This window comes from Psychroflexus maritimus (assembly GCF_011089875.1).
In the GTDB taxonomy this organism is placed as follows: Bacteria; Bacteroidota; Bacteroidia; order Flavobacteriales; family Flavobacteriaceae; genus Psychroflexus; species Psychroflexus maritimus.
Map to the genome: position 1 here is coordinate 17,689 of NZ_JAANAS010000032.1, position 24,298 is coordinate 41,986.

24 protein-coding genes and 1 pseudogene are annotated in these 24,298 nt (G+C 32.6%); 21 read left to right on the forward strand and 4 right to left on the reverse strand.

Annotation, left to right across the window (positions count from 1 at the left end; translation table 11 throughout):
- Window positions 1-48: 48 nt before the first annotated feature.
- Window positions 49-1,269, reverse strand: coding sequence for a porin (locus G7034_RS02570; RefSeq protein ID WP_166399399.1), 1,221 nt, complete (start codon window positions 1,267-1,269; stop codon window positions 49-51).
- 391 nt (window positions 1,270-1,660) lie between these two features.
- On the opposite strand from G7034_RS02570, the gene G7034_RS02575 reads away from it, so the two are divergent.
- The gene (locus tag G7034_RS02575; protein ID WP_166399400.1) at window positions 1,661-3,814 is read left to right on the forward strand and encodes a M3 family metallopeptidase; all 2,154 of its coding nucleotides are present in this window, start codon (window positions 1,661-1,663) and stop codon (window positions 3,812-3,814) included.
- Window positions 3,815-3,894: 80 nt separating this feature from the next.
- Here the strand turns inward: G7034_RS02575 and G7034_RS02580 are convergent, their stop codons facing one another.
- Both G7034_RS02580 and G7034_RS02585 read right to left on the reverse strand, forming a co-directional pair.
- Window positions 3,895-5,079 (reverse strand): pyridoxal phosphate-dependent aminotransferase, encoded by a 1,185-nt coding sequence (locus G7034_RS02580; protein ID WP_166399401.1) that lies wholly within the window; start codon window positions 5,077-5,079, stop codon window positions 3,895-3,897.
- A gap of 14 nt (window positions 5,080-5,093) precedes the next feature.
- Window positions 5,094-6,188, reverse strand: a complete 1,095-nt coding sequence (locus G7034_RS02585) for a fatty acid desaturase family protein (protein ID WP_166399402.1) — start codon at window positions 6,186-6,188, stop codon at window positions 5,094-5,096.
- Window positions 6,189-6,300: 112 nt separating this feature from the next.
- On the opposite strand from G7034_RS02585, the gene rsmG reads away from it, so the two are divergent.
- The 6 genes from rsmG to G7034_RS02615 all read left to right on the forward strand — a co-directional run bounded on the left by rsmG (window position 6,301) and on the right by G7034_RS02615 (window position 11,771).
- Window positions 6,301-6,924 carry a 16S rRNA (guanine(527)-N(7))-methyltransferase RsmG gene (rsmG, locus tag G7034_RS02590; RefSeq protein WP_166399403.1) on the forward strand — a complete coding sequence of 208 codons (624 nt, stop codon included), beginning with the start codon at window positions 6,301-6,303 and terminating at the stop codon, window positions 6,922-6,924.
- Entirely contained in the window at window positions 6,924-7,511 is a 588-nt protein-coding gene (locus G7034_RS02595; protein WP_166399404.1) for a TlpA family protein disulfide reductase, read from the forward strand. The genes rsmG and G7034_RS02595 overlap by 1 nt, the downstream gene beginning before the upstream one ends.
- 362 nt (window positions 7,512-7,873) lie before the next feature.
- Entirely contained in the window at window positions 7,874-8,830 is a 957-nt protein-coding gene (locus G7034_RS02600; RefSeq protein WP_166399405.1) for an NAD-dependent epimerase/dehydratase family protein, read from the forward strand.
- A complete protein-coding gene (locus G7034_RS02605; RefSeq protein WP_166399406.1) occupies window positions 8,817-9,539 on the forward strand; it encodes a glycosyltransferase family 2 protein in 723 nt (240 codons plus the stop codon). The genes G7034_RS02600 and G7034_RS02605 overlap by 14 nt, the downstream gene beginning before the upstream one ends.
- Window positions 9,536-10,150, forward strand: coding sequence for a lipid-A-disaccharide synthase N-terminal domain-containing protein (locus G7034_RS02610; RefSeq protein ID WP_166399407.1), 615 nt, complete (start codon window positions 9,536-9,538; stop codon window positions 10,148-10,150). Before G7034_RS02605 ends, G7034_RS02610 begins: the two co-directional genes overlap by 4 nt.
- Before the next feature lie 4 nt (window positions 10,151-10,154).
- Entirely contained in the window at window positions 10,155-11,771 is a 1,617-nt protein-coding gene (locus G7034_RS02615; RefSeq protein WP_166399408.1) for an ArnT family glycosyltransferase, read from the forward strand.
- 142 nt (window positions 11,772-11,913) lie between these two features.
- Here the strand turns inward: G7034_RS02615 and G7034_RS02620 are convergent, their stop codons facing one another.
- Entirely contained in the window at window positions 11,914-12,732 is an 819-nt protein-coding gene (locus G7034_RS02620) for an endonuclease/exonuclease/phosphatase family protein (RefSeq protein WP_166399409.1), read from the reverse strand.
- Window positions 12,733-13,136: 404 nt separating this feature from the next.
- Between G7034_RS02620 and G7034_RS02625 the strand changes: the two genes are divergently transcribed.
- From G7034_RS02625 to G7034_RS02690, 14 genes and pseudogenes are all read left to right on the forward strand, one after another.
- A complete protein-coding gene (locus G7034_RS02625; protein WP_073193781.1) occupies window positions 13,137-13,358 on the forward strand; it encodes a hypothetical protein in 222 nt (73 codons plus the stop codon).
- A gap of 500 nt (window positions 13,359-13,858) precedes the next feature.
- Window positions 13,859-14,098 (forward strand): ribbon-helix-helix domain-containing protein, encoded by a 240-nt coding sequence (locus tag G7034_RS02630; protein ID WP_166399410.1) that lies wholly within the window; start codon window positions 13,859-13,861, stop codon window positions 14,096-14,098.
- Window positions 14,091-14,378, forward strand: a complete 288-nt coding sequence (locus G7034_RS02635) for a type II toxin-antitoxin system RelE/ParE family toxin (protein WP_166399411.1) — start codon at window positions 14,091-14,093, stop codon at window positions 14,376-14,378. Before G7034_RS02630 ends, G7034_RS02635 begins: the two co-directional genes overlap by 8 nt.
- Before the next feature lie 410 nt (window positions 14,379-14,788).
- Window positions 14,789-15,127 carry a type II toxin-antitoxin system RelE/ParE family toxin gene (locus G7034_RS02640; RefSeq protein WP_166399412.1) on the forward strand — a complete coding sequence of 113 codons (339 nt, stop codon included), beginning with the start codon at window positions 14,789-14,791 and terminating at the stop codon, window positions 15,125-15,127.
- A gap of 4 nt (window positions 15,128-15,131) precedes the next feature.
- Window positions 15,132-15,461 (forward strand): helix-turn-helix domain-containing protein, encoded by a 330-nt coding sequence (locus tag G7034_RS02645; protein WP_187349852.1) that lies wholly within the window; start codon window positions 15,132-15,134, stop codon window positions 15,459-15,461.
- Between the two features lie 295 nt (window positions 15,462-15,756).
- Window positions 15,757-16,041, forward strand: a pseudogene (locus tag G7034_RS02650) (type II toxin-antitoxin system RelE/ParE family toxin); the annotation flags it as partial.
- Window positions 16,038-16,325 carry a helix-turn-helix domain-containing protein gene (locus G7034_RS02655; RefSeq protein WP_166399413.1) on the forward strand — a complete coding sequence of 96 codons (288 nt, stop codon included), beginning with the start codon at window positions 16,038-16,040 and terminating at the stop codon, window positions 16,323-16,325. The pseudogene G7034_RS02650 and the gene G7034_RS02655, both read left to right, overlap by 4 nt.
- A gap of 219 nt (window positions 16,326-16,544) precedes the next feature.
- Window positions 16,545-16,838: a type II toxin-antitoxin system HigB family toxin gene (locus G7034_RS02660; RefSeq protein WP_166399414.1), complete on the forward strand. Its 294-nt coding sequence runs from the start codon at window positions 16,545-16,547 to the stop codon at window positions 16,836-16,838.
- Window position 16,839: 1 nt separating this feature from the next.
- A complete protein-coding gene (locus G7034_RS02665) occupies window positions 16,840-17,196 on the forward strand; it encodes a helix-turn-helix domain-containing protein (protein WP_166399415.1) in 357 nt (118 codons plus the stop codon).
- Window positions 17,197-17,399: 203 nt separating this feature from the next.
- Window positions 17,400-18,233 carry a prolipoprotein diacylglyceryl transferase gene (gene lgt / locus G7034_RS02670; protein WP_166399416.1) on the forward strand — a complete coding sequence of 278 codons (834 nt, stop codon included), beginning with the start codon at window positions 17,400-17,402 and terminating at the stop codon, window positions 18,231-18,233.
- Between the two features lie 24 nt (window positions 18,234-18,257).
- On the forward strand, window positions 18,258-19,931 hold the full coding sequence (locus G7034_RS02675) for a pseudouridine synthase (RefSeq protein ID WP_317163718.1): 1,674 nt from the start codon (window positions 18,258-18,260) through the stop codon (window positions 19,929-19,931).
- Between the two features lie 308 nt (window positions 19,932-20,239).
- Window positions 20,240-21,073 carry a KilA-N domain-containing protein gene (locus tag G7034_RS02680; RefSeq protein WP_166399417.1) on the forward strand — a complete coding sequence of 278 codons (834 nt, stop codon included), beginning with the start codon at window positions 20,240-20,242 and terminating at the stop codon, window positions 21,071-21,073.
- A gap of 175 nt (window positions 21,074-21,248) precedes the next feature.
- The gene (gene smpB, locus G7034_RS02685; RefSeq protein ID WP_166399418.1) at window positions 21,249-21,710 is read left to right on the forward strand and encodes an SsrA-binding protein SmpB; all 462 of its coding nucleotides are present in this window, start codon (window positions 21,249-21,251) and stop codon (window positions 21,708-21,710) included.
- A complete protein-coding gene (locus tag G7034_RS02690; protein ID WP_166399419.1) occupies window positions 21,703-24,198 on the forward strand; it encodes a DUF5686 and carboxypeptidase regulatory-like domain-containing protein in 2,496 nt (831 codons plus the stop codon). The genes smpB and G7034_RS02690 overlap by 8 nt, the downstream gene beginning before the upstream one ends.
- The last annotated feature ends 100 nt before the right edge of the window (window positions 24,199-24,298 follow it).

The window sequence follows — 24,298 nt, forward strand, 5'->3', positions numbered from 1 at the left end:
TTTTAAAACCTAAATACTAAACCTGAATTAATCCTAATTCAGGTTTTTTTATATCCCCATTTCTACCTGAAATCTCACATAGTACTCATCAAACTTTTCGGCATTAATAGGAAGAAACTCTCTCCTATTTACTTCAACTTGAATTTTAAACGCATGTTCCCAAAAATAGCGGGTAAGTCCAATAGCTATTTCATTAGAAGAGGGAACAAATTTTTCTATTTCACTTGCTAGATTTTGCTTAGAATAGCGCGCAATGATTTCATAATTTGAAGGGAAGACATAACTCAATTGAGAATCATAACCCTCACCTACCACTATAAATCGTTGATCATTTATATTTTCTGGATTTGACTGAAATACTTCAGGAGAAGTCCTATTCATGTAAGCAAACATACCTGCAAAACCTTGATATTTGAACATGACATCTATAAAACCTGACCTGATGGTAGCCGTCTCCCACAAATCAAGTCCAATTTGCCCACGATTTCTCAATGCATTAGAGTTGTAGTGATAAGCCCCAGAAAGCATTAATTTAAAACGTTTTTCTCTAAGGATATCACCCTCAAAATACCTTCCATCTTTCTGAAATGTTCCAAAGGGAAATAATTCTGCTTTCGTAGTTACAGCGCCTCCTGCATCAAATTCATTTGGAAAATTTCTCCCTCTTCCTGAAGAAAACGCAGTTAAAAAATTATACGATAACTTATCTTGAAAATCTTTTATGTAATGCACTTGAACACCAAAATCACGGTCAATATTAAAACTCGCATTGTTGATGGTTCGGTCTGTAAGTTGAAGGGCTCCCGATGAATTTACCCGTTGCCTGTTTCCTGGAAGTTTAGTTTGACCAAAAATGATATTCCAATTTTCATCAGGACGATACATGACAACCGCATCTCTTATAACATTAAAGCGTTCTTCATTTTCCTGAAATTCTCCTAAATCATCTGAGGTAAAGGACAATTGTATGGCATATAAAAACTTAGGATTACCTAAAAACCCATCAAAACGTAAGCGGAGGCGTCTAATCTTAGCATCCATTTTATCATAATCTTCCTCAGGTAAGTGATAATAACTGGCTCTATTTTGCATTCTGAAGCGCAAATTCATTTGAAATACACTATCTTTTGAGGTTACTCCTAAGCCTCTTCCATAATTGTAATAAGGAAGCGAGGATAGACGCAAATCATTTGATAATGAATCTGCTTCTATTTGAGCCGTAAGTTGACAACTACATATGAAAATAAAAATTTTTACAATTCGTCTCATCGTTCAAAAGTAATTCTAAAATTAAGCACCGCAAAAATATTATTTTTTTACACCTAAAGATTTATTTTTAAATTATTAATAAACTAATTCACCTAAAAAGCCATAAAGCTACATTAATGTTAACTAATCAATGGTGTTAGAACAAAGTAAAAACTCGAAATTTTATCATAAAAACCAATAATAGTTGATGTTTTATAAATCTGTAAGCTCTTTTATTTCTCGAATTTTCACAAAATTTGACTAAATGTTATAGCTAATTAGAGTTTTCTAGATTGAGATTAACCAGCAAGAATAATGAATTGTATTAAACTTATCAATAACAATGATTAAAAATTAAATGATAAGCAAATTCTTTTGTATATTTTAGCATATATTATTTAAATCCCGTACAATGAAAAAATTTATATTAAGTGTCTTGGTAAGCGCTTCCTTGTTAAGTTGCCAGCAAAACACAGAAAAAGAATTAACGATGAACACAGCGAATCCTTTGCTAAAAACCGAATTTTCAACTCCTTTTGAAGTACCCCCATTCAACGATTTACAGCCTGCACATTTTGAAGAAGCCATGCTGAAAGGTATGGAGGAACAAAAAGAAGAAATTCAATTAATTATTGATCAGACTGATGCCCCAACATGGAAAAATACGATTCTTCCAATGGAAAATTCAGGCAAGACCTTCGCTAGAGCTAGTCGAATTTTTTATAATCTTAACTCTTCGCATACCAATGATGAAATTCAAGAAATAGCCAGAAGTATGTCGGCTGAATCAGCGGCTCATTCTGATTTTATTTATATGAATTTAGAGTTGTTTGAACGCGTTTCTTCTGTTTGGGAGGATAATCAAGAAAGCTCAGAATTAAGTCCACAGCAGTTTAAAGTCCTTGAAAACACTTACAAACGCTTTGTAAGAAGTGGAGCAGTTTTAGAAAAAGAAGCCCAGGTGCAACTGGCTGAAATCAATGCCAAAATTGCAGAAATGACCACCCAATTTGGTCAAAATATTCTTTCTGATACAAATGATTTTTCACTTTTAATTGATGATGAAAAACGGCTTAGCGGTATTCCTGCCTCATTGATTGAAGCGGCCAAGAAACGAGCAAAAGAAAATGATTATGAAACGAAGTGGATGTTTACGCTTCAAAATTCGAATGTCATGCCTATCTTAGCTTATGCTGAAGATCGTGAATTGCGAAAAGAAATCTACAAAGCCTACAAAAATAGAGGGAACAACGACAATGACTTCAATAATTCTCAATTGGCGATTGATTTGGCCAATTTACGCTTAGAAAAAGCTAATTTACTTGGATTTGACACCTATGCAGACTATGCATTAGAAAATACAATGGCTAAAGATAGAAACACGGTAGAAGCGTTTCTAGAAAAACTTTGGAAGCCAGCTTTGATTGTTGCTGAAAAAGAACACCAAAATATTGCCCAGCAATTAGTTCAAGATGGAATTGAAGATGAAGTTCAACCTTGGGATTACAAATTTTACCTTGAACAAATTAAAAAAGATGAATTTGAAATCAATAACCAGGAAGTAGCTGAATACTTTAGTTTAGCACAAGTACGAGATGGTATTTTTACTGTGACTGATAAACTTTTTGGACTTCAATTTAAAGAGTTAGAAGATGTTCCTGTATATCATGAAGAGGTTAGTGCTTGGGAAGTAACGGAAAAAGATGGTACGCATGTAGGTGTTTTATACATGGATATGCACCCAAGAAGTTCAAAACGCAGTGGGGCATGGATGACTAGCTTTAGACCGCAGTCTGTAAAAGATGGCGAGCGTTATGCTCCAGTGATTTCAATCAATTGCAATTTTACTGAAGCTACATCAAGCAAACCTTCCTTGCTTACTTTTGATGAGGTAACAACGTTTTTCCACGAATTTGGACATGCGCTTCACGGACTTCTTTCAAATGTTGAATATGAAAGTTTAGCGGGTACAAGTGTGCCTAGAGATTTTGTTGAATTGCCTTCTCAAGTAATGGAAAATTGGGCTACCGATCCAGAAGTATTAAAAATGTATGCTTTCCATTACGAATCGGGCGAAGTAATTCCTGATGAGTTAATTAACAAACTTGAAGAATTAAGTACTTTTGGTCAAGGTTTTGCTACAACAGAGTATTTAGCTTCTTCGCTTTTAGATATGAATTATCATACTATAGAAGTTCCTCTTAAGGTAGATGCATCCACATTTGAAGTGGAAACTTTAAATGAAGCAGGTTTACCTTCTTCCATTACGGCAAGACATAGTAGTACACATTTTGCCCATATTTTTGCAGGCGGATATTCTGCGGGATACTATTCATACATTTGGTCAGGGGTATTAGATTCGGATGCATTTGATCAATTTAAGCAAACTGAATTGTTCAATCAAGAAAAGGCAAAATCCTTTAGAGAAAACATTTTAGAAACTGGCGGCACTGAAGAGCCTATGGAATTGTACAAGCGTTTTAGAGGTTCTGAGCCAAGTATTGAACCACTTTTAAAGAAAAGAGGTTTGGATGTAGAAAGCTATGATGATGAGTTAAAAGGTTAGTTTTTCTCAGTTTCATAAAAAGCATAAAAAAAATCGGTTGAGAAATTCAGCCGATTTTTTTATGGAAATTGTTTTGTAGTTTAACTGAGTAATTTCTGAATTCTATCAAAAGCATTTTTAATATCAGCCTCACTGGCGGCATAAGAGATTCTGATACAATCTGGATTGCCAAAGGCTTTTCCTGTTACTGTTGCTACGTTGGCTTCTTCAAGTAGAAGCATGCTGAAATCTGAAGCATCATGTATCGTTTTTCCTTTGATGGTTTTTCCGAAGTAATGAGCCACATTAGGGAATACATAAAAAGCTCCTTCAGGTTCATTACAAGTAAAACCTGGAATTTGATTTACTAAATCTAAAGTAAGTTTTCTTCGCTCTTTAAACTTGTCAATCATGTATTGTATTTTCTCAACTGGAGCGTCTAAAGCCGCTATCACGGCACGTTGAGCAATACAATTTGCACCACTTGTTACTTGACCTTGTAGTTTTGTGCAAGCTTTGGCAATGTATTCTGGTGCACCTATAAATCCAATTCGCCAGCCTGTCATAGAAAAGGCTTTTGATACTCCGTTTACAGTTACTGTTCGCTCGTTCATAAAATCGATTTGAGCCATAGAGAATTTGTTTCCTGAGAAATTAATGTGTTCGTAAATTTCATCACTTACCACAATAATTTGAGGATGTTTTTTAAGTACCTCTGCCAATGCTCTTAATTCGTTTTCACTATAAATTGAACCGCTTGGGTTGCAAGGTGATGAATACCAAAGCATTTTTGTTTTAGGTGTAATTGCTTCTTCTAATTGCGCTGCAGACATTTTGAAGTCGGTAGCTACACTTGTAGGAACTTCAATGGGTTTTGCTCCGGTAAGCTTTACAATATCTGCATAACTTACCCAATACGGACAAGGTAAAATAACTTCATCGCCAGGATTTAAAATGGCATTGGCTAAGTTATATAGAGACTGTTTTGCTCCTGTGGAAACAACAATTTGAGATAATTGATAATCAAGTTGATTATCTCTCTTGAATTTGTTTTTAATACTTTCCTTAAGCTCTTTGTAACCATCAACTGGAGTGTAAGAATGATAATCTGCGTTAATGGCTTCAATTGCTGCATTTTTTATAAAATCAGGTGTAGTAAAGTCGGGTTCACCTAAACTCAAACCAATAATATCTTTACCTGCTTCTTTTAATTCTCGCGCTTTTGCTGCCATGGCTAAGGTTGCCGAAGTTTGCAATCGGTTAACCTGATCAGAAAGTTGGTTCATTGAAAATCTATTTTTTAAGTTAATTGAGGTTGCCTTCCTAATTCTTTAAGGTGTTTAAAATGAGAGATAATTGCCTTTCGGGTAGATTGATATTCTTTGTAAGGTAAATCAAATTCAGCAGTTGTTCTCTTCACTATTTCTCTAATTTTTGAGTAGTGAATATGACTGATATTTGGAAAAATATGATGTTCTACTTGGTGATTAAGGCCCCCAGCAAACCAATTCATAAACTTATTTTCAGTAGAAAAATTACTTGTTGTAAATAATTGATGCGTTACCCAAGAGTGCGCAAGTTTTCCTTCTTCATCTGGCAAAGGCATTTCAGTATCTTCAACTACATGAGCAAGCTGAAATATAATGCTTAATATTAGGCCTGCGGTATAATGCATCATTAAAAAACCAAGAACAATAACCCACCAACTAACATCTGTAAATACAATAGGCAGTACAATCCAAATAGCTACATAGGCAATTTTTGCTAAAACAACAGTTGACCATTGCTTTAGTGGACTTGGAAGTTTACCGTAAGATAATTTCTTTTTTAGATAGCGTTTGGATTGTTTAAAATCGGTAGTAATAGCCCAATTGATAGTAAGTAGTCCATACAAAAACACAGAATAAATATGTTGAAATTTATGGAATTTGCGCCACTGACTTTCTTGTGAAAATCGTATAATTCTTCCCGCTTCTAAATCTTCATCATGTCCGTGAATATTAGTATAAGTATGGTGTAACACATTGTGTTGAACCTGCCAATTGTAAACATTTCCAGCAAGCAAATAAATGCTAGCACCCATTAATTTATTAATCCAATTGTATTTAGAATAAGTACCGTGGTTTCCATCATGCATTACGTTCATACCTACGCCAGCCATTCCAACTCCCATAACAATAAATAAGGATAATTTAACCAAAACAGGCCAGGAAGTAGCTATGATAAAATACATAGGAACTAAAAGCAATGAGAACATTATACCTGTTTTTAGGTATAATTTCCAATTACCATTTTTTGAAATATTATTTTCTTTAAAGTATTCGTTTACACGTTTGTTAAGGGTTCTTACAAAATCTCTTGAATGTTTTCTAGAAAACCTAATTTGATTTGACATATATAAAATTCAATTTGAAACAAAAATAAGCTTTAAAGTTCAACTAAATTAATTTTTTATGTGAAAGTTTAATTTAACTGACAATCATTAGTATTTTTGCAAATAAAAAAGAGTGGATCAAATTAATCACTACTTCCCAAGTTTAACCGAAGATCAGATTCAAAAAATTAGACAAATAGCTGATTTGTATAAAGATTGGAATCAAAAAATAAATGTTGTTTCTAGAAAAGATATTGATGAAATATACACTAGGCATGTACTTCACTCCCTAGCCATAGCTAAGATACTTCAGTTTAATCCGGGTACTAAAGTTTTAGACGTAGGAACAGGTGGCGGTTTTCCAGGAATTCCTTTAGCTATTATGTTTCCAGAAGTTCATTTTACTTTAATTGATAGTATTGGGAAAAAAATTAAAGTTGTAGATGAAGTAGTAGAAGGTTTACAACTTCAAAATGTTAAAAGTGTAAATGACCGTGTTGAAAACTTAGACAATCAATTTGATTTTATTGTGAGTAGAGCTGTGGCCGCTATGCCTACTTTTACACATTGGGTGAAGGGGAAAATTAAACCAAAATCATCACATTCTGTAAAAAATGGAATTCTTTATTTGAAAGGAGGCGATTTAACAGAAGAGCTTCAAGGATATAAAACAGCTGAAATTTTCCCTATTCAGAATTATTTTGAAGATGAATTTTTTGAAACCAAAAAAGTGGTTTATTTACCAAGAAAAAGATAATGGGAAAAAGTAAAGATTTTGATTTAAAGAAATGGTTCAAAAAACATTGGAGCAATTTATTGTTTGCTATTTTTTTAATTTTGATGCTTATACCAGCTACAAGAACGCCTATTCAGGTTACAGTTAATAGAGTTTTTTCATTTTCTCCATCCATTATTTCGGAAGATAAACAAGAGATTTTAAATACTTTTGAATGGCAATTGATTGATTTAGAAGGGAATGAAATTAACCTGAGTAATTCTAAAAATGAAGTGATTCTCATTAATGTTTGGGCTACTTGGTGTCCGCCGTGTATTGCTGAAATGCCATCGTTACAGGAACTTTACAACGATTATAAAGATCAAGTTGATTTTTATTTTATAGCCAATGATAAGCCTGAGGCAGTTAAGAAGTTTCTTGCCAAACACAAGTATAACTTCCCTGTATTTATGCAAGCCTCTAACGCGCCAAATCAATTACAATCTAATTCCTTACCTACCACTTTTTTAATAGATCAACAGGGAAATATTTTGGTCGATAAAACCGGAGCTGCCAATTGGAATTCAAGCAGCTTTAGAGCAAAACTAGATGATTTACTAAATCGGTGATTTATAGATTGCTGTTTAAAACTGATTAATCTATTACATTCAACAAGGACTTTCATTTACTGCGTTAATTTACATCACGATAGCTAAGGCTATGCTTTAAAAATTTTCTTTTAACTGAATACCCTTATTGATTTTTACATTGTGATTTTAATCGAACTTAGGTTAATAAAAAAAGATAACTTCTGTTTTTGCTAATAAAGTTAGAAAAAATCGGTGTACCCACTTTATTAAACTATTTTTTCTAAATTGCAATGGCCAATGGCGAAGCTTCTTATTTGATTTGTTTATAAATTAAACCAATTAGCCTTAGACTTTTATTATAAACTTATTAAATTTGCTTCTTATAATTAGAAAAAACTTAAGTGAAGGTATTAATTACAGGCGTTGCAGGTTTTATAGGTTCTCATATGGCAGAATGCCTTCATAGTAAGGGTTTTCAAGTAGAAGGCATTGATGATTTTAATACTTACTATTCTAGCAAGCTAAAACACATCAATGCAGAAGAATTAAAATTTTCGGGTATAAAAATCTGGGAAGGTGATTTAACACAGGCTTCGCTTTATCATAAATTAGCTAAAGACTTTGATTTTATTATACACTTTGCAGCACAACCAGGAATTGCTGCCACAAGCAGCTTTGAAAGTTACCTGCAAAAAAATGTAGTAGCTACACAAAGGTTACTTCAGTTTGCTAAACAACAAACTCATTTAAAGCAGTTCATAAATATAGCCACTTCCTCTATTTATGGTAAATTTGCCACACAATCTGAAGATGCAGCACCGGCGCCAACTTCTCATTATGGTGTTACCAAACTTGCTGCTGAACAATTGGTTTTAGCTGAACATAGACTTGGGAATCTAAAGGCATGTTCTCTTCGATTATACTCGGTTTATGGGCCTAGAGAAAGGCCCGATAAACTTTACACCAAATTAATGGCTGCCGGAGTTCATGATGAAAAATTTCCACTATTTGAAGGGAGTAAACTTCACAGGCGGAGTTTTACTTATGTTTCTGATATTGTTGATGGTATTTTTTTATGTATAGAAGAACATAGTCAAACTTACGGAGAAATAATAAACCTTGGAAGCCCAGAACAACGCACCACAGAAGAAGGAATTCTCACTGTTGAAAAATTACTAAATAAGCCAATTGAAATTAAGGTATTGCCTCCAAGAAATGCCGATCAACAAGAAACTGTTGCAAAAATCAACAAAGCCAAAATCTTGTTAGGCTACCAACCTAAAACAAGTTTGGAGATAGGTTTACAAAAGCAATTAAACTGGTATAAAGATTTAATTAAAAAGCATGGAAGAATATAAATTGACTATTGTAATTCCGGTTTATAACGAATACGACAACTTAAACCGACTTACAAAAACTTTTAAAAATTATCTTCAAAATCCTACTTTGGCAAGCAAGGTGCTATTTGTGAACGATGGTTCTAAAGATAATAGCCTAGAACTAATCAAAGAAATTTGTGCAGAAGACCCAAGATTTACTTTTTTGAATTTTACTCAAAACTTTGGATTAAGTGCAGCCATTAAAGCAGGTTTTGACCATGTTGATACACCTTATACAGGCTACATAGATGCAGATTTACAAACCGACCCAGAGGAGTTCAACTTACTAGCTAAATTTGTTGACGAGTATCACTTGGTAACCGGAAATAGAAATAAGGATAGAAAGGATAGTTTTGTGAAAAACACGAGTTCTAAAATAGCTAACGGCATACGAAGACTCTTTACAAAAGACGGCATGGATGACACAGGTTGCCCGTTAAAAATTATCCATACTTCCTATGCTCAAAAAATTCCAATGTTTAAAGGTTTACATCGTTTTTTACCAGCAATGATATTGTTGCAAAATGGAAAAATTAAACAAGTTGATGTAAAGCATTTCCCAAGAATAGCAGGACAAGCCAACTTCGGACTCCTCAACCGTCTTGTTGGACCACTAATGGATTGTTTTGCCTATCTGTGGATGAAAAAAAAATACATTAACTATCAAGTAAAAGATAAAAATTGTTGAATAGCTGGATTGTTTATAGCATAGGTTTTGTTGCGCAGTTATTATTTTCTGCTAGAACCCTATACCAGTGGCTTTCTTCAGAAAAAAAGAAAACAGTTGTTGCACCTAGATATTTCTGGCAAATAAGTCTTTTTGCTTCGTTCCTGTTATTTGCTTATGGTTATCTTAGAAACGATTTCGCTATCATGCTAGGTCAATCATTAACTTATTTCATTTACATAAGAAATATTCAGCTGGAAAAACAATGGCATAAATTTCCACTATTTGCTAGAATTTTTCTTCTTGTTTTTCCATTATTAGTGGGCTTGTTTTATTTTAATAACAATAGAATAGACACTTATTACCTCTTCAATAAAGAAGAAATCTCTACATTTCTTTTGATTTTAGGAGTTTTAAGTCAGCTGTTATTTGTTTCTCGATTTATTTATCAATGGATTTACTCAGAACGAAGAAAACTTTCTAGCTTGCCTAAAGGCTTTTGGGTTATTAGCCTAGCAGGTGCAAGTCTTATTCTCCTTTATGGAATACTTCGAAAAGACCCCGTTTTAATTGCTGGTCATAGCTTTGGGCTATTTGTTTATCTACGCAATTTAATTTTACTTAAAAAATAGATTGATGAATTTTATTTTCAAACATCCATTAGTAAGCTTATTCATTTTTTGTTTGCTTTCGTTTTTTATGTACCTCAACCTTATGCCTGTTTCAATCATGGAAGCACGTAACTTTCTTGTTACTCGTGAAATGTTGTTGGACGGAAATTGGTTCCTTACTACCATGAACGGTCTTCCTAGGTATGAAAAACCTCCATTACCTGCTTGGATAACTTCACTTTTTGTTCAAGGAAACATAGATAACGTATTTTGGTACCGATTACCTACATCTATTATGAGTAGCTTAGGAGTGTTTCTCTTTTATTTCCTAACAAAAACCTTGACTCAAAACAAGAGGTTAAGCTTGGTTAGCGCCCTTGTTTTAGGATCTTCTTTTTATTATTATTCTATTCAATTAGAAGCTCCTTCAGATATGTTTACCCATGTTTTTATGCTAGTAGGTATTTTGTTTTTAATCAAACTATTTAGTAAAAAGACTAATTTTTTAATCTACTTCACAATAAGTGCTCTTGGTATTGCTGCATCAATTCTTAGCAAAGGTCCTGTGAGTTTGTATGCTTTATTTTTACCTTTTCTCCTGGCCTACATTATTGTTTATCGACTAAAGCTTAAACAATCATTTTACTTAGTTGGCGCATTAATTGCAGGTATTGCTATAGGAGGTTCATGGTATTTGTACGTTAGATACGCTGATGCAGAGGCCTTTTTAGAAGTAGCTTCTCGTGAGTCTGGCAATTGGACAAGCTACAATGTTAGGCCATTTTATTATTATTGGAGTTTTTTCATACAGTCTGGAATTTGGACAATTCCTGCCTTACTTAGTTTATTTTACCCTTATTATAAAAACAAAGTTTACCACAAAAAAACCTATTTATTTTCTTGGTTATGGACTATTATTGCTCTTATCCTCTTAAGTCTTATTCCAGAGAAAAAGTCCCGCTATCTTGTACCTGTTTTATTTCCATTAGCTTTAACTACAGCTCAATTTATCTATTATCAGTGGAAACAACTTAAACACGACAAACTTAGTAGAATTAGTGTTTATTTTCACTACGTTTTGCTTCTAATTATTTGTGCAGCAACGCTTGTCGTTCCTTTTTTTCTCAAAGGACACAGCAGTACCTTTTGGATTTGGTACATTCTGCTTGCAGCGGGTGGTATTGGGATAGGTGTTTTTATAACTCGACATTTAGTGCATAAAAAATTTCGTCTGCTTTTTTTGGGAAATATTTTTTTAATTTTCCTTTTTACATGCATTGGAAACTATGGTTTTTCATTTTCATTCAATCAATTAAACCATCCCCCAGTATCAGAAATAAGCACGGTGTTAAAAGATGAAAAAGTATTTTATTTTGAAGAAATTCGTCCAGAAATTATATGGGAAACACAAACCAAGAGTACTATTTTTTCAATTGAAAACCCTCCAAGTTTAAATCAGTTTTTAGTTATAGTAACCGAGAGCAATAAGCCATCTTTTTTAGAAAATCTTCCTAGTGAATTGATTGTTGAAAAAACGAAAACCTTTGAAAGTAGTTATATCAACAACAAAAGGAATATAAGAAATAAACACAACTTTATTCATCATGTATATTTAGTTTCTAATCCCAAATTAAAAAATTAATCTAACTATGTCCATATACTAGTTATTTCAAATGATAAATAGTGTTATTTCTTGATACTTCATTTAAACTTTACATCAACTCTTAGCAGAATTAAAGTTAGTTTTATTGACTAAGTACTACAAGCCTATGATTCCTGTAATTCTAATTAGTTTCCAATTGAATCCAGATCGGCAAGTGATCTGAAATTTTTCTGGCTAATTTGATGTCATCAAAATCCTTATAAAAACGAACAATACCTTGGTCTAGGATTTTGATTTTGTTCTGCGGAAAAATAAAGTGGTCATAAACTTTAGACAAGCAGTCACCTTCTTTTTGAGTATCACATTTCATTTTGAGTGAAGTCTTTTCGCCCTTAAAAGCCAACGCATACCCCATTTTTTTCAAGGGATTAAAAACAGTATGGTGGTCAACTAAATTGAAATCACCCATAAACACTAAAGTTTCATTAGGGTATAAACTAGGATAATTTTTGAAGTGTTTAACTTCACCTTCAGGTTGTTTTTTTGTGGGAACTGCATGAAAATTAAACAAGGTAATTTGTTCATTTTCAACTAAAAAACGAATAACATAAGGTTCGCGTTCAATCTCATTTACATAATTTTGATCCAAAAAAGCCTTTCCCTGAAGCTTTACTTTACTTGTTTTCCAAAGGTAGGCATAGCGTTCACTGCTGTAAGGAGAACTTTGAGTAGGAAGACTAATTTTATAGTCCCATTTACTTCCTTTTCTATTTAATTCATCAGCCAATTGAGCTACCGCCTGAGCACCACCATCTCCGGCAACCACTTCTTGAATAGCAATAACATCAAAGTCTCTAAGCACTTCAGCCATATAAGCAATGTTATTTTTGCTTTTAGATTTTCCTAAATGTTGAATATTCCAAGAAGCTAAATTTAGTTGAGCAATTCCTAGTTGAAAGCTTAGAAAAACTAAGCTTAATGTGATAAATTTTAGTTTCATATTTTTATTTTTGCTTTAGGTAAGTGATCAATTCAATTGGGTTTCTTCAGTCTGATTGCTTGGTTCTTTCCATTAAACCAAAGGCAATTATCTTATGCAATAATAAGCTTTATTGATTAATTTTTAAGTAGCTTAATAACGACTTTTAATTTTAATGTATGAAATAATCATCAAAATTTGTGTTTAGGTGAGTTTAAAGAACCAACTGATTTAGGATTTTTTTCTCATACCATCCTTATCATTTGAATCAAAATAGCTAATATTGTAATGATTTAATCAAATAATTAAAACTTAAGCTTCTTTATCTAATCTGGTTAGATTTGCTGATGAGGGTTGGGCTTCATTTGAAAAAAAAATATTGTTTACAAATTATATTTATTATTTTTGAAATATAAATTAAACCTATGGATATTCAAGCTGAAAAAATACAACTTGCTAAACTTTTATTAGAAACAGAAAACTTGAATATTATCAAATCTGTAAAAAAGATTTTTAAGCAAAACAAGGTATTTGATTTTTGGGATGAACTTTCGCCTGAGCAAAAAAAAGAGATTGAAAAAGCATCAATTGAAATTGAGAATGGAGAAATTGTCGATTATGATTCTTTTATGCAAAAACATAGATAAGTGAAAAGAAAAGTTGTAATCGCAAAAACTGCTGAAAAAAAAGTTAGAAAAACTTTTTGAATATCTTACAGAATAGTGGTCTGGAAAAATAAAAATTGAATTTATTCAAAAGCTTGCCCACAACATTGAAATAATAAGAAATCAGCCTGAGATTTTTCCTGAATCTAAGAAAGGAAAAAAACTAAGGCGTTGTGTTGTAACTAAACAAACGACACTTTATTATAGGTTTAATTCCAAACGAATAAATGTTGTAACGATTTTTGATACCAGACAAAATCCGAATAAATTAGAGTCAGAAATATAAAACTGCACACAACAGCGCATAACAAAAATGGCGAATTTATTGCTGAAACGGGAGTTTTGTGTATTTTTAGAAACTTAAAGTTTAACCGAAAAACTTGCGCATTTTAAGTCGCCACTTATGTTATGCACGAACCGTCGTTGGCAATAATTTGGAAGTGATTCGTTTTTGATGTATATTTGCACCAAAGAATAAAATTATGTCAAGACAAAGTATATCATTTACCGAACTGAATGACGAATGGCTGAAAGCGCAAGTGAATAAAAATGAATATTCAAGTAAAAGCGAATTGGTAAACGATTTGATAAGACAAGCCAGAAAACAACAAATCCAAATTGATTGGGTTCGAGCCAAACTTGATAAAGCTGAAAAAAGCGGATTTACTAAAGATAATAAAAACGAAATTTTAGCTCAATCAAAGACCTTCTTGAATGGCTAAATACAGATTAAGTAACGAAGCTAAAAACGATTTAATACGAATTCATCAATATGGAGTTGAAAAATTCGGAATGACTCAAGCGGATAAGTATTTTGAATCGTTTTTTGAATATTTCGACATTATTGCCCAAAGACCTTTTTCATTTGAACCAGTTGACTACATAAAAAATGACTACAGGCGCTGTGTTTGTGGAATTGACAGCATTTATTTTAAAGTAAATGAAGATATTGTAGAAATAATGGCAATTGTCGGAAGACAAGATTTGAATAAAAAACTGTAAACTGAATTAATAAAAACTGTTGCAAACAGCTAAGTTTTCGTTGCGTCCGCAGGACGGATCCCGAGTAATTCGGGAAAAACAATGTTGAACTGAACCCTTCGATTCAGCAAAAAATCTAGTAAAAAATCATCAACTGGGAATGTCGTTTTTTGGATGCACTATTTTGAGTGGCTATGCTGAGTGTTTTGTTTTTTTACATATTTCTTCTTAATTTTAGCTAAAATGATTACTGTTGTAGTGAATTAATCAAACTTAAAACAAAAGAACTTGTGAATATTAAAACTATTAGTAAGATAAATAAGTCAGAGTTTGGGATATATACGAGTTGTGTGTAATGCACGAAAATCCTATTAAAAATAAAATTGTTTCCTAAAAAAGAAACACATATCTTTGCCAAAACAACTGATTGAATGAATCAAAAATTTAAGGTTGAGTTGATGGACGAAGTTGATGAGTTCTTAAACGAACTGAACGAAAAGGCTCGGAAGAAAATAATTTACAATATGCGGAAAGCTCAAGTAATAAATGACAGTGAACTTTTCAAAAAGCTAGATGACAATGTTTGGGAATTTAGAACTCTTCACAATAAGACCTACTACCGACTTTTTGCTTTCTGGGATAAAACCGACAAAACTGAGACTGTTGTTGTTTCTACTCATGGTATCGAAAAGAAAACGGCTAAAACACCGCCTAAAGAAATTAAAAAGACTGAACGGATTATGAAACAATATTTTGACTCTAAAAAATAATATTATGAACAATAAAAAAATTAAAACAAAAAGCTTAGACGAAATTACCGATAAATATATTGGCGAGATCGGAACACCAGAAAGAGACGAATTTGAAAACGAATTACGTCTTGATTTGATTGGACAAGCAATAAAAAAAGCTCGAAAGGAAAGAAAGCTAACTCAGGCTCAACTCGGAAAATTAGTTGGAGTTCAAAAAGCACAGATTTCAAAAATCGAGAACAATTTAACGGATGCCCGATTTGAAACAATTTTAAAAGTATTTAGAGCACTTAACGCAAAAATCAATTTCAACGTTGAACTGCTGAATCAAAACTTGAACGTAGCAAGCTGAAAAAAGCACTACACACAACAATATGTATCTTCAATGGCGAAATTTGGTGCTCAACCGAAAAAGTTTGGGATTTTTAGAAAATTAAAACCTTAACCGAATGGAAAGTGCATGTTAAGTCGCCACTTCTGTTATGCGCAGACTCCCGTTGGCAAACATTTAAATCTGACAAATAGTTTACAATTAACGAAACTTTTTATATCTTTGAATCGTAATAATAAAATGAATGATAAAACGATTTGAAACAAGACTTTTGAAACAAGACTTTTGAAACAAGACTTTTGAATTTGTTCAAAAGCAAGACTTAAAAGTTAGAAAGAAAATATTTCAGAATATAAGAAGAGCCGAACAACATTCCGACCCGAAATTCTTCAAAAAATTGACAAATGAAATTTGGGAATTTAGAACATTATATTCAGGAATCCAATACAGACTTTTAGCCTTTTGGGACAAAGAAGACAAATCCGAAACTCTTGTTTTTGCTACACACGGAATTGTTAAGAAAACAAGTAAAGTGGACAAAAAAGAAATTGATAAAGCCGATAAGATTAGAGCGAATTATCTAAAAAACAAAAAGAAATGAAAAGTTACAAATTAGACGAAGCAGAAGACCTTTTGATAGGAGAGAAAGGAACGAAAGAAAGAGACGAATATGAATTTGAGCTTAAACTTGAACTCATAGGCGATATGATTAAAACTGCCAGAAGAAAAAGAAAACTGACACAGGAACAATTGGGCGAACTGGTTGGTGTTAAAAAAGCTCAAATTTCGAGACTTGAAAATAGTACTGGAAATGTGACTTTTGAGACTGTAATGCGAATTTTCAATGCTTTGGGAGCAAAATTGAATTTAAACTTACAACTCTAAATAAATAAACGATTTTCCAACAGCGCATAACAAAAATGGCGAGATTTATAATTGAAACGAAAATTTTGGTATTTTTAGAAAGTAAAAGTTTAACCGAAACTTTCATGTATTTTTAGCCCCCACTAACCATACACAAACCTTTGCCCATAATGCTGAAAAAACCGAAAAGTTATCATAATGGTAATTTTTTTGATCATATTTGCATCAAAAAAGTTTATATTGAAAATATTTTCGAGGGGAACATTACGAGATTTTTGGGAAAAACACGGTGATTGTGAATTTCAACTTAAAGCTTGGTATCGTGAAACCGAGAAATCAAATTGGAAAACGATTAACGAATTGAAATCTGAATACCCAAATGCAAGTATTTTAAAAGATAATCGAATTGTATTCAACATCAAAGGTAATGACTATCGACTGATTGTAAAATTCAACTTTGAATATCAACTTGCTTGGATTCGATTCATTGGAACATACGCAGAATACGATAACATTAACCCAAACGAGATTTAAAATGGAAATAAAACCTATAAGAAACGAAGCTGACTACAAAAATGCTCTTGAACGTTTGGAAGTGATTTTTGATGCAAAACGTGGAACAAAAGAAGGCGATGAACTCGAAATTTTGTCGATTTTGATAGATAACTATGAAAGTGAAAACTACCCAATCGAAATGCCCGATCCCATATCAGCAATTAATTTCAGAATGGAACAAATGGGTCTGAAACAAAAAGACTTGGTGGAAATGATTGGCTATAAAAGTCGAGTGAGTGAAATAATGAATAAAAAGCGAAAATTGACTTTGGATATGATTCGAAAATTAAATACGAGTTTAAAAATTCCTACTGAAGTTTTAATTCAGGATTACTAACAAATTTACTGAAAGCACTATGGGCAACAGCGTATATAGCGGTATAAGTGTCAAACCCAAAGTTTTTGTATTTTTAGAAACGTAATACATACAAATCTTAGTTCAAATTTGTAATTTCCTCTCACTCTCTAATAATCATGAAATAATACTCAAGCATACTCATTAAATTTTTATATTTGTCGAAATTAGAAAAAAATAAATAGATGCTTCACGCAATACAGTGGGATCCTTCCGTAGGAATTGAACTAGGTTTTATTACTTTAAGGTATTATAGTTTAATGTTTTTAATTGCTTTTGGAAGTGGTTTTTACATCACCAAAAAAATCTATAAAAACGAATCTATTCCCGAAGAAAAATTAGACAGTCTTTTTATGTATGTGGTAATTGGTACGCTTCTTGGCGCAAGACTTGGTCATGTTATTTTTTACCAGGCAGAACTTTTTACTCAAGACCCACTTTCTGTATTTTTACCCTTTAGCTTTGTGCCAGAATTTGAATTTACTGGTTTTCAGGGTTTAGCTAGCCACGGTGCCACCATCGGAATTTTTATTTCGGCTTATTTATACTCCAAAAAAATATTGAAAAAACACGTGTTTTGGATTTTAGACCGAATTGTACTACCTGTTTCGTTTGGAGCTATTTTTGTTAGAATTGGTAACTTTATGAATTCTGAAATTATTGGGAAACCTACTAACTCAGATTTTGGGGTGGTTTTTGTTCAATTAGGCGAAGATTTTGCCAGACATCCTTCACAATTGTATGAGTCGGCTTGCTACGCCATTTTATTTGTTTTACTAAGTGTGCTTTACTGGAAAACCAATATCCGAAAAAAACTAGGAATGCTATTTGGCCTTTTCTTTGTTATTCTTTGGATCATCAGATTTGTGGTAGAATACTCCAAAGAACCTCAAGTAGCAGAACGTGCCGATTGGCTCTTTAATACTGGGCAATTGCTAAGCATTCCCTTTATTATTATTGGCCTTGGCGTTATGTATTGGTCCAAAAAAAATGCGCAAAAACAAGTTGACCAAGCTTAAAATCATGGCTTAAATTAAGTTAGTGTGCCTGCATTAAATGCTTTTCATAAATTGCCTGAAGTAAGTCCAAAGGAGTTGCCTGAGCGTTTTACGTTTCCATTTTTTTACCAACCTCACCCATTAAGTGTTTTGGCTTCAAATCAATTAATGCATTACTTAAAAAATCAAAATGATTTCATTTATGATTTTGGTTTTAAAAAAGGTTCTCAACAAGTAGGTAAAATGTTTGGCGTGTTGGTGGTTCAAAATACGAACACCAATGAAATTGGATTTTTAGCCGCTTTTTCTGGAAAGTTAGCCGACTCTAATCAACATGATTATTTTGTGCCTCCCGTTTTTGATTTGTTAGATGAAAATAATTTTTTTAAAGCTGAAGAAGCTAAAATTAACGCATTACATAATGACTATGAAGTCTTTTTGAATTCAGACGAGTATAAACTAACTTTAGCTAAGCTGAAAGAAGTTGAAGATAAAGCAAAATCCGATTTAAAAAGTCACAAACAACTTGAAAAAGAAGCCAAAAAACAACGCGACCTCAAACGTAAATTAGCAGAAAATACCATTGAAAAGTCCAATTTTGAGACGTTATTAAAAGAACTTGCTGAAGAAAGTAAGTCGCTAAGCATACTTTATAAGAAAAAACGAAAATACTGGAACTATCAAATTGAAGCCGCCCAAAAAGAAGTTGATTATAGTTTAGCAAAGCAATCTGATTTTAAAGAGCAGCTTCAACAAAAATCTTCCTCATTGCAACAACGTATTTTTAAAAACTACCGATTTTTAAATGCTAAAGGCGAAGTTAAAGATGCCTTAACTATTTTCAATCCACATCAACCTCCCGCTGGCACAGGCGAATGTGCTGCTCCAAAATTACTGCAGTACGCTTATTTACATAATTTGAAACCCATTGCCATGGCCGAATTCTGGTATGGAAAATCCCTAAAATCACAAATTAGAAAGCATGGCGAATTCTACCCCGCTTGTCGTTCTAAATGTGAACCTTTGCTTGCCCACATGCTTCAAGGTTTGGAAGTAGAAGAAAATCCGATTGAAGCTAGTTTACTGGGAAGAAAGAAAATACAACTTATTTTTGAAGATGAGTATTTAGCGGTGATTCTTAAACCCCACGAACTTCTTTCTGTACCTGGCAAGCGAACCAAGTTTTCAGTATTAACTCAATTGCAAGAATTATATCCAAATGCTTCAGGTCCTCTATTAGTGCATCGCCTGGATATGTCCACATCGGGAATTATGCTCATGGCAAAATCGGATGCTATTCACAAGCAACTACAAGCTCAGTTTATTCAACGGAAAGTAAAAAAAACTTATCAAGCTTTGTTGGAGGGAGAGCTTCAAGAAAACGAAGGCGAAATTCAACTTCCATTACGTGTAGATTTAGACAACAGACCACATCAAATGGTTTGTAATAAGCATGGAAAACCAGCTCATACAAAATGGAAGAAAATCAGAGTTAAAGCGGGAAAAACTTTAGTTGAATTTTACCCCATTACAGGAAGAACCCATCAATTAAGAGTTCATGCAGCTCACCCTTTAGGCTTAAATTGTCCAATTTTAGGCGATGACTTGTACGGCAGTCCCGCTAACCGACTTTATTTACATGCTTACACTTTAGGATTCACGCATCCCGTTACCAACGAAAAATTAGTTTTTAAGGAACCAGTTGATTTTGTTAATTAGCTAACTAAACTGATTATTTAAATGTACGCAGTGTAAAAATTATTCAAAAATTTGAATATTTCACGGGACAAGAAGGAGTCTGATTTTTCTTGATTTCACCCTTTAACCTGTTAAATAAAACTATTGTTTTAGGCTTATGCCTATTTCACAGGGTTTACCCTGATAAATAATGCAAAGCATATTTAATAGGGTTGAGGGTAGGGATAAAACATCAAGAAATTCTAAGAAAACTTATTTTTGTTGTGTACTAATGCAGATTATATAAAAACATAACTTCTTTTTGTAACTTTACAATATTTAAAACTAGTATGACTAAAAGCAGAAAACTAAATATTAAAGAGTCAACTATTAAAGTAATCAATCACAATAAAATAGATTACATAAGTCTGACTGATATGACAGCTTCTTTAAGAGAGGGTAGTGGACTTATAGGGAAATGGGTTACCAATAAGAATACTTTAGAATACCTAGGTGTTTGGGAAAAAATAAACAACCCAAATTTTAATTACCCCGAATTCAGGGTAATTACACAAGAAGCTGGTGTGAATAGATTTATAATGTCTGTAGGTCAGTGGATTGAACGAACTAATGCTGATGGTATGCTTGTTAAAGCTGGTCGTTATGGGGGTACTTATGCTCACAAAGATATTGCATTTCATTTTGCAATGTGGCTAAGTCCAGAATTTCAAATTTATTTAGTAAAGGAATTTCAACGACTAAAAGATGATGAAAACGACCGATTAAAATTAGAATGGAACCTGCTACGAACTTTAGCTAAAGTAAATTACAAAATTCACACAGATGCAATTAAACAAAATTTGATACCAAGTAAAGTAACAAAAAAACAGACAAGCTTTGTTTATGCAGATGAAGCTGATTTATTAAATGTAGCACTCTTTGGATTAACAGCAAGAGAGTGGAGAAACAAAAACCCCAATAAAAGTGGAAATATTAGAGATTATGCTACATTAGAGCAATTAGTTGTTTTGAGTAATATGGAAAGTATTAATGCTTTGCTCATAGAACAAGGATTAAATAAAGATCGACGACTTATTGAACTCAACAAAGTAGCTATAACTCAAATGAAATCATTACTCAACAATAAATCGATTAAAAAAATAAATGATGAGAAAAATAAATGATGAGAAAAAATGATTTTTTTAGTATTTTTCACAAATGCTAAATTTATCCTATCGGGTATTTTTTGTTCTAGAAACTCAAAACTCTTTACACTAAACCCCTTTTAAACGATTTTTAGATTAATTTTAGCTACTAATTGAGTGTATTAAATATATTTGCAATAGAGACATAAAGTTAATGGGAAAAAACAAAATTAATATTCAGAACAGAAAAGCAAAATTTCAGTATGAATTTTTAGATAAATATCAGGCTGGAATTGTGTTGAAGGGTACTGAAATAAAATCCATTAGAGATGGGAAAGCTAATATTGCTGAAAGTTTTTGTGAATTCAATGAAAAAGGAGAATTGTTTGTGATTAATATGCATATTGAAGAATATTCACACGCAACCCATTTTAACCATCAACCTAAAAGTGAACGCAAGCTTTTACTTCAGAAAAATGAATTAAAAAAACTTCATAAGGAAGTTAAAAATACTGGGTTAACCATTATTCCGCTTAGGCTTTTTATGAATGAAAGAGGTTTGGCAAAATTAAAAATAGCCTTAGCAAAAGGGAAAAAACTATACGATAAACGAGAAACTATTAAATCTAGAGAAACCAAAAGAAAACTATATCGAATCAAGAAAGCTTATGGATAATTTTAAAAAACTTCATCTCATTACATTTTTAATCTTCACCTCTTTTTTAACTGCTCAAGTTACAGGCGTAGTTAAAGACGAAAACGGAGAAGCCTTAGCTGATGTAAATATTTATTTCGAAAGTTCAACACAAGGAACAACCTCTAATTCTAAGGGGAAATTTGAAATTCAGCAGAAAACAGAAAGCCAACAAGCGGTGTTGGTTTTTCAGTATTTAGGGTTTAAAACACAAAAAGTAAATTTAGACTTTACTGCTGAAATTAAGCCTTTAGAAATTGTACTTTTAGAAGAAGAATACAGCTTGGAAGATGTGGTAATTACCGAAAACGACGAAGATCCTGCACTTGCAGTTATTCGAAGAGCTATTAAGAACAGAAAAGAAAATAGAGCTAAAATTGAAGCTTTTGAAGCCGATTTCTATTCAAAAGCGCTTTGGGAAGCCAAAGATGTGCCAGAAAAAATAATGGGGCAGGAGGTAGGCGATTTTGATGGCGCCTTAGATTCAACTAGAAGCGGTGTGATTTATTTAAGTGAGACGGTTTCAAAAATTAAATTTAAGGCCCCCAGTGATTTTTATGAATATATAGAAGCTTCAAAAGTAAGCGGTGATGACAACGGCTTCAGCTGGAATAATGCAGAAGATTTTAATAATTCATTTTACAACAATACCGTCTATTTCAATGTAGAAATGATTTCGCCAATAGCAAATTACGCTTTTAATTATTACGATTATCGATTAGATGGTGTTTTTTATAGTGATTTTGGACATTTAGTGAATAGAATAGAGGTCATTTCTAAGCGAGAAAATGATCGTACTTTTGATGGATTTGTCTATATTGTTGAAGACACAGGCGAATTGTTTGGTGTTGAATTAAGCACCAACGGAAAGCGAACACAAATACCTCCTTTAGAAAAAATAACGTTTGTCCAGAATTTTAATTTTGATGAAACAAGAGAATTATTTTATGTTAAAACACAAAGCTTCAATTTTAAATGGATGATTTTTGGTTTTGGAGGCGAAGGGAAATTTATTGGTTATTATAATAATTACAATTTTAATCCAGATTTTAAGGCGAAAACCTTCACTAATGAAATTATTACTTTTGCTGAAAATGCAAACAAAAAAGACAGTTTGTTTTGGGAGCAAAATAGACCAATACCTTTAGTAAATCTTGAAGTTGAAGATTACCAAAAAAAGGATAGTATTCAAGAACTTAGGCAATCGAAAACATACCTAGATTCAATTGATGCGGAAGATAATAAGTTTAGGGTGTTTGATGTAATTACCGGCTATTCTTGGAAGAATTCTTACAAGAAACGTTCCGCAGGTTACGGCGGTTTAATTGGTGGAATTAATTTTAATACAGTGCAAGGATGGAATGTGAAAACCGATTTTTACTACCGGCAAAAAGATGAACAAAACTCTTTCCGTGAGTTTTGGGATTTAACCGCTAACGTAAATTACGGTTTTTCTGATGAGCAACTAAGAGGAAGCTTAAATTTTAGAAAACGATTTAATTTTTTTTCTAAGTCTTACCTAAGTTTTTCAGCAGGTTTGGAAGCTAAACAAATTAATAATACCAATCCAATTTCAGAGCGTATTGCTACGGTAGCGGCTACTTTTGCTGAACGAAATTTTTTGAAGTTATATGATCAATTGTATGCAAGGGCCTATTACAGTCAAGAAATTTTAAATGGCTTAAATGCTAGTATTTCTTTGGCGGCCGAAAAAAGAACTCCTTTACTTAACTCTACTACTTCGACGGTTTGGGTGAGTAAAAGCCCAGGTTTTTCAAGCAACGACCCGTTTTTTCCTGAAGATGAAACAAGCCTTTCTTTTGAAGAACATCAAATGTTTGTTTCTCAATTAAACCTAAGGTATAATTTTGGTCAGAAGTACATTTCTAGACCTGACGGAAAATATACCATCAACAATAATAAATTTCCAACCTTGTATTTGACTTACAGAAAAGGATTTGGTTCAGATGTTAGTGAATACGACTTTGACCGTTTAAGTTTTAGTGTCAATCAAAATGTGAATTTAAAGAATGTGGGTAATTTAGCTTATAGTGTAAACACCGGAACTTTTTTTGGTAATGATGCAATGGCATTGGTAGATTTTAAGCATTTTGCAGGTAATGAAACTTATGTAGGAACAACTTCTAACTACATCAATCGTTTTAATTTATTGGGGTATTACGATTATTCTACTACTGAAGATTATATGCACGCACATATTGAGCACAATTTTAAAGGTTGGATTCTCAATAAAATACCTTTAATTAATAAGCTTAATTACAATTTGATTGTTGGCGCAAAAACCCTACAAGTTAATCATAGGGATTCTTACAATGAGCTCTCTATTGGTATTGATAACTTAGGTTTTGGGAAGTTTAGATTTTTACGTTTAGACTATGTGAAACCTTACCAAAATGGCTGGCAAAGTGGAGGTGTTATTTTTGGACTTAAATTTTTAAATTTATTGTAAAGAGGTATCAAAATTTAAATTAGAAAATCAATTAGCATTCATTTTTTTTTATCCAAGTTATTTCATACACGCTAACGTAAGAAGTCGATTTTTTTTATAG